The sequence below is a fragment of the Bacillus sp. AP50 genome (genome assembly GCF_040492675.1).
GTDB lineage: Bacteria > Bacillota > Bacilli > Bacillales > Bacillaceae_G > Bacillus_A > Bacillus_A cereus.
In genome coordinates, this window is the sequence record NZ_JBEUTW010000237.1 from 1 (window position 1) to 7,267 (window position 7,267).

Sequence of the window (7,267 nt, forward strand, 5' to 3'; positions counted from 1 at the left end):
GTATTGCAATTATTTAAAATATAACTTTTTTAAAAATTATATTTTAAATATAGCTAGTTTTTTATAAATTTTTTGATATAATTACATACGGGAAAAGGGAAGAATTTTGTCTTCCCTTGTGTTTTTATTTGCATCTAGTACTTTTGCTAGATGCTTTTTTTATGCTAAAAAAGGTATCCTCAAATACTTTGAGGATACCTTTTCACCTTTATTATCTCTGCTGTTTTCTACCTAATATGAGTAATCCAAAACTCATCATTACAAGAAGTGCTCCCATATATGGTTCCACAGGCATTTTCTGCCCTGTCTTCGGTAATTCTTTTTCAGGTTTCTCTGGATTCGGTGTCCCAGGCTTTTCTGGATTTGGTGTGGTTTTTCTGGATCTGGTGTTTCTGGTGTTTCTGGATCTGGTGTTTCTGGGCCTGGTGGCGCTAAATGATTCAATTTGTTTAATACTTCTAATTGAACTGCATTTATCATTCCATTTGTAATTTCAAATGGAATTGGATTAGTTAATTTTTCATATCCTTTTGGTGCTTCTACTTCTACTAGTGTGTAGTTACCTACAGATAGATCTGTGATTTTTGCCTTTCCATCTTTATCTGTTGTTACTTTCACTACTACTTTTCCCTTTTCATCATGAACCTCAAACACAGCTCCTGATAAGACTTCCTTGCTTTCAGCGGCCATTTTTGTAATCTCCACTGAACCTTTGTCTAACTGTTCATTCTCTACTTGCAATGATAAGACTTTCGTCATACCTTTTGTAATTTCGAATGAAACTGGCTTTTCTAGTGGTTTGTAGCCTGCTGGTGTTTCTACTTCTACTAACTCATACTTTCCAATAGATAAATCTGAAATGTCTGCTTTTCCTTCTTTATCCGTTGTTACTTTCGCAACTACTTTGCCTTTTGAGTCACGTACTTCAAATACAACATTTTCTAATGGTGCTTTACTGTCTTTATCTATTTTTGTGATTTCTACATTCCCCGTATCTACCATTTCATTTTCTACAGTGAACGCTAAAGATTTTGTCATACCTTTTGTAATTTCAAATAGTACAGGCTTTTCTAATTTTTTGTAGCCTGGTAAACTCTCTACTTCTACTAACTTGTACTTTCCTACTGATAAATCTGCAACTGTTGCTTTTCCAGCTTTATCTGTCGTTACTTTCGTTACTACCTTGCCTTTGTCGTCTTGAACTTCAAAGACTACACCTGCTAACGGTGCCTTATTATCTTTATCTATTTTTGTAATTTCTACATTTCCCGTATCTACCATTTCATTTTCTATGTTTAATGATAGAACTTCTGTCATACCCTTTTTAATTTCGAATGATACTGGCTCTGTTAGTTTTTTGTAGCCTGGTAAGCTCTCTTTCTCTACTAATTTGTACTTTCCTACAGATAAGTCTGAGATTTTTGCTTTACCATTTTTATCTGTTTTTACTTCCGTTACTACTTTTCCTTGTTCGTCTTGCACTTCGAAGACTACGTCTTCTAATACTTTTTGACTATCTTTATCCACTTTTGTGATTTCTACTGAGCCTTTGTCTACTAGTTCATTCTCTACTTTTAGTGATAAGACTTCTGTCATACCTTTTTTGATTTCAAATGATACTGGTTTCGCTAGTTTTTTATATCCTGGTAAGCTCTCTACCTCTACTAGCTTATATTTTCCTACTGATAAATCAGCAATCTTTGCTTTTCCTTCTTTATCTGTCGTTACTTTTGTTACTACTTTGCCTTTTTCATCTTGTACTTCGAAGACTACACCTGCTAATGCTTTTTGACTATCTTTATCTACTTTTGTAATCTCTACTGAGCCTTTGTCTAACTGTTCATTCTCTACTTTTAATGATAAGACTTCTGTCATACCTTTTTTGATTTCGAATGATACTGGCTCTGTTAGTTTTTTGTAACCTGGTAAGCTTTTTTTCTCTACTAATTTGTACTTTCCTACAGATAAGTCTGAGATTTTTGCTTTCCCTTCTTTATCTGTCGTTACTTCTGTTACTACTTTGCCTTGTTCGTCTTGTACTTCGAAGACTACACTTGCTAATGCTTTTTGACTATCTTTATCTACTTTTGTTACTTCCACATTTCCCTTGTCTAACATTTCGTTTTCTACTGTTAAAGCAAGAGATTTTGTCATGCCTTTTTCAATTTGGAAAGTAATCGGATCTACTAATTGTTTATATCCTTTTGGTGCTTTTACTTCTACTAACTTGTATGTGCCGACTGATAAATTAGTAACTTGTACTTGTCCTTTTTTATCTGTCGTTATTTTAGCGACTACTTGCCCTGCTTCATCTTGAATTTCAAAGACTGCATCAGCTAAAGCATCTTTATTTTCTTTATCTACTTTTGTAATTTCTACATTTCCTGTATCCACTAATTCATTTTCTACTGTTAGCTTTAGCGCTGTTACTCTACCCTTTTCAATTTCAAATGAAATTGGCTTTTCTAGTGGTTTGTATCCTGCCGGTGTTTCTACTTCTACCAACTCATACTTCCCGATAGATAAATCTGAAACGTTTGCTTTTCCTTCTTTATCCGTTGTTACTTTCGCAACTACTTTTCCTTTTAAATCACGTACTTCAAATACAACATTTTCTAATGGTGCTTTACTATCTTTATCTATTTTTGTTATCTCGACATTCCCTGTATCCACCATTTCATTTTCTACTTTTAATGATAGGACTTCGGTCATGCCTTTTTTGATTTCAAATGATATTGGTTTTTCTAATTTTTTATAACCAGGTAAACTTTCTACCTCTACTAATTCATACTTTCCTACAAGTAAATCTGAAACATTTGCTTTTCCATCTTTATCTGTCGTTACTTTTGTAACTTCATTACCCTTTTCATCTTGGACGATGAATGTTACTCCCGCTAACGGTGCTTTATTATCTTTATCTATCTTTGTTATCTCTATATTTCCCGTATCTACCATTTCATTTTCTATTTTTAATGATAGAACTTCGGTCATGCCTTTTTTGATTTCAAATGATACTGGATCTGTTAGTTTCTTATAGCCTGGTAAACTTTCTTTCTCTACTAATTTGTACTTTCCTACTGATAGATCTGAGATTTTTGCTTTACCATCTTTATCTGTTTTTACTTCCTTTACTACTGTTCCAGCTTCATCTTGCACTTCAAAAACTACGCCTTTTAATGCTTTTTTGCTGTCTTTATCTATTTTTGTAATTTCTACTGAACCTTTATCTAACTGTTCATTTTCTACTTTCAACGATAGGACTGTTGTCATACCTTTTTTAATTTCGAATGATACTGAATCTGTTAGCTTTTTGTAGCCTGGTAAACTTTTCGTCTCTACTAATTTGTACTTCCCTACTGATAAATCAGAGATTTTTGCTTTACCATCTTTATCTGTTTTTACTTCTGTTACTACTTTTCCTTGCTCATCTTGCACTTCGAAGACTACGCCTTCTAATACTTTTTGACTATCTTTATCTATTTTTGTAATTTCTACTGAGCCTTTGTCTAACTGCTCGTTTTCTACTTTTATTGCTAAAGCTTTTGTCATACCTTTTTTTATTTCAAATGGTACTGGTTCTGTTAGCTTTTTATAACCTGGTAAGCTTTTCGTCTCTACTAATTTGTACTTTCCTACTGATAGATCTGAAACATTTGCTTTTCCATCTTTATCTGTTACTACTTTTCTTACTACTTCATCTTTCTCATCTTGGACTTCAAATTCGACACCCGCTAATACTGCTCCGTTTTCTTTGTCCACTTTTGTAATTTCTATATTACCTTTGTCTACCATTGCATTTTCCACTTGTATTGGGAATATGCCGTCCCCTGTTACACTTACTTCGAACTCTGTTTCTTTTAATTGGTAGCCTTCAGGCGCTTTCGTTTCTTTTAAAATATATTTTCCTAGTGCTAACGGTTTAGAGATTGCCTTACCATCTTTATCTGTAACAATATGTTCGACTACTACACCGTCTTTTACTATATCAAACTCTGCATTTGCTAATGGTTTTTCACCATTTTCCGAATCAATTTTCTTTATTTCAATTTGACCCTTTTGCACAGTATTTTTAATTTCAATTGTTTTTGTTTCTCCAGCTTGAAGTGTAACCTCTACTGGGCTTGTTAATTTTTGATATCCTTCTGGTGCTACTGTTTCATAAACTTTATACGTCCCAGGAGCTAAAGTTTGAGGTACTGAAAAACCTTTTTCGTCCGTTGTCAGTTTTGCAACAACTTCATTTGCACTATTTCGAACTTCAAATTCGGCACCTTTTAACCCTTTGTTCGGATTCTCAGAATCTATTTTATGAAGCGATACTGTACCATCTTTTGGAGCTTCAGGCGGTGTAATAGTTACTTCTTTTGATGTTAATGTTTTATCATCAAAATGTAATTCCGCTTTATTAGGAATCTTCTTATCTACGTAAGAAGATAAGTCTGCATTATTTTTAATTTTCGCCTTGATACTAAGATTAATTATCTGGTCTTCATATGACTTATAATCAAAATTCTCACCAAACGTAAATGTTACTTCACTTCTTTGTTTATCTATATTTAACGTCCCTTTAGAAGTAATATCTTGGCCATTTTTATCATACACTTTTGCCTCTAATACTTCTAAAACATCTTCTAAATCATCACTAATTACCATAGATGTGTATTTAGGAGGATCGTTCGGTATATGTGTACCAACTTGGTATTGAATAACTTGATCCATTTGTGTTAGCTGCTCATTCTCTACAAGCTTGCCATTCTCATCAACTATATTTTTTTCAATGCTAGGTGGATTATTGTCACCTGAACCGGATCCTCCCCCACCACTCACAAATACTTGTCCTACTTTTTCTTCAGTTTTAATATTTTTACCTTCTAATTTCACAGTATTTTTATGAGGTTTTGCAGCAGGATTTGTAACCTTTGTTTTATATCTTAAAATATAGCCTTTTGAACTGTCTGGAAATTCAATTGTAAATCCAGTCTTTGTTGCATTTATTTTAATGTTAGATAAATTTGCTGGCTTAATATTTGTTGGTGCATAACCATCTTCAAATACAGCCTCTTCTAATACTACGCTGTCTGTAATTAACTCATGCCCAGGTCCTAATGTATCTATTAATTTAAGATCTTGCATTTCTGTTCCAGTTGCATTTACATATACAAGCCAATCAGCAATAGACGGATCTTCTTGATTATAAGAACCCCATTTCAATAGATTTTCCGTATTGGGTTGTGGCTTCGGTCTCTCTGTCGTATTACTTACATTTACTTCTTTATTTACGATTTGACCATCAACGTTAAATTCTAATGGAATTTCTTTAACACCATCATATGCTTCTAGACCAAAGTAGAATTCTACGAATAAAGAACCTTTAATGTTGTTCTTTCCTTCTACGTAATCACCCATAGTACACGTTAATAGACCCTTTTTCATCTCACATGTACCAACTGTTTTTCCTTCAGCATCTTTTAAAGGAAAACTCATATTCATAAGGTCTTTTCGAAACTCTTTTGGCATATCAATTGTGAATTGATCTCCACTTTTTATTTTTTCTTTAGCTGACCACTTCACTTCTACTTTCATACCATCTGAGGCTTGATATGGTTCAGATGTCGTGCCATCAGTACGGGAAATATTAATTTCGTCCACTGGACTTTTCATCACAGCAGCTTGAATAACTGGAGCCCACACATTCAGCACTGAAAATAATACTAGAAAAACTAATGAAACCATTGAAATATGTCTTTTAGTACTTTTCATTTGCATAGTTCCCTCCTAAATTTTTATATTTATATAACAAAAAAAGATCGTCCGGTTGCATCAAAAATGTGCAACCAGACGATCTTAGTAACCAATATGTATTACCGTAGACTCTAAGCTTTGCGGCCTATCCTTTCGAATAGTGTGCTAAAAATATCTTTTATTCTTTTTTTGTTTCATTTTCCTCTTAAACCAAATATTACTATACCGTCTGGACGGTTATAATTCAATACTCTATAAAATTGTTCTATTTTTCTAATAAAAAAAATAATTCACCACTACATTAAAGAAGCAATGGTGAATTATTTTAAAATTATATAGTTCACATATTCTATTTATATGAATTACTAATAAGAGCTTGAATTACTTTTTCTCTTAACTCGGGGCTTAGTCTTCCAACCCCTAAATATTCCGAATACCATAATCCATCTGCTGCTAATCTAATAATTGTTGCACAAACTGAATCTATCTCATCATTTTCTATATTTTTTTGCAGTTGCTGAAATGATTGTTGTAATGGCTCAAGTAATTCAGGTTTTAACATGAGTGCTGCCATCATACTGCTAGACAACTCTTCTGTTCTTCTCTCATTACTTAATCTTTCCTCTACAAAAGAGCGAACCCATCTCCCTTTCCTCTCTGAGTCTTCCGCTACTTTATTGTAAATGGCCCCTTCATAATCCTCTACCCCTCGGACTATCATACCTTCTATTAAAGCTTCTTTATTTGAAAAGTGATACAATAATCCACCTTTGCTTAAACCCGCCTCTTTTGCCACTGCTTCTAAAGTTAATTTAGCAACCCCTTTACATTGTACAATTTGAGAAGCGGCCGCCAAAATCTTTTGCCGCGTTATGCTTATACTCATTCCTTTTTAAAACCCCATTTCTACTAAATTTATATAAATACGAATCTTATTTTTAATATTGTTGATTACTACTAAGTATTTTCTTTATACAACAAAAGCTTCATTACCTTTGAATTTTTAGTTACTTATTCTATTAAAAATTTCCATATCATTCAATATGATAACATTAAATACACAAAGATGACTATACATCTATACTTTTGTATTTATTGAAAATATATCCATTAATAAAATTTACCGATTTATTCCTTCTTATTACTTTAAGACAGCAGTAATTCTTTCAGTACTAAATAAAAAATGTTATTACTCCCATTAAATTGAGTAATAACATTCTACTTAACAAATTCGCTGCCAACTAGCATCCTTCACATCTTCACTAGTCGGTTTTCTAACTGATCCAATAAAGTGAAACTTTATATCCGCAACATGGACAGGTGTATTTCATTTTGTCACTCCATTATTAACTTGTTTTCCCATATATTCCGACTCACAAAGAATGTAACAGCACAAATCATAGTTATCCCCATGAAAAATGTATTAGAATCTTCATATGTAGTTGGAATGCCTACCGTTACGAAAACAATACTAAAAGCTAAAAATAGATATAATAATAAAGATATAATATAGCTTAGTTTAAAT

3 protein-coding genes, 1 pseudogene and 1 riboswitch are annotated in these 7,267 nt (G+C 32.8%); all 4 genes and pseudogenes read right to left on the reverse strand.

Going from position 1 to position 7,267, the window contains the following annotated elements:
• Positions 1 to 211: 211 nt before the first annotated feature.
• Positions 212 to 295 (reverse strand): hypothetical protein, encoded by an 84-nt coding sequence (locus tag ABWK52_RS29810; RefSeq protein ID WP_082247671.1) that lies wholly within the window; start codon positions 293 to 295, stop codon positions 212 to 214.
• A complete protein-coding gene (locus ABWK52_RS17900; protein WP_438825465.1) occupies positions 259 to 5,766 on the reverse strand; it encodes a SpaA isopeptide-forming pilin-related protein in 5,508 nt (1,835 codons plus the stop codon). Before ABWK52_RS17900 ends, ABWK52_RS29810 begins: the two co-directional genes overlap by 37 nt.
• A 60-nt stretch (positions 5,767 to 5,826) precedes the next feature.
• Positions 5,827 to 5,919: riboswitch (cyclic di-GMP riboswitch) on the reverse strand.
• 172 nt (positions 5,920 to 6,091) lie between these two features.
• Positions 6,092 to 6,628: a TetR/AcrR family transcriptional regulator gene (locus ABWK52_RS17905; protein WP_000028010.1), complete on the reverse strand. Its 537-nt coding sequence runs from the start codon at positions 6,626 to 6,628 to the stop codon at positions 6,092 to 6,094.
• 449 nt (positions 6,629 to 7,077) lie between these two features.
• A pseudogene (locus ABWK52_RS17910) lies at positions 7,078 to 7,267 on the reverse strand (hypothetical protein); the annotation flags it as partial.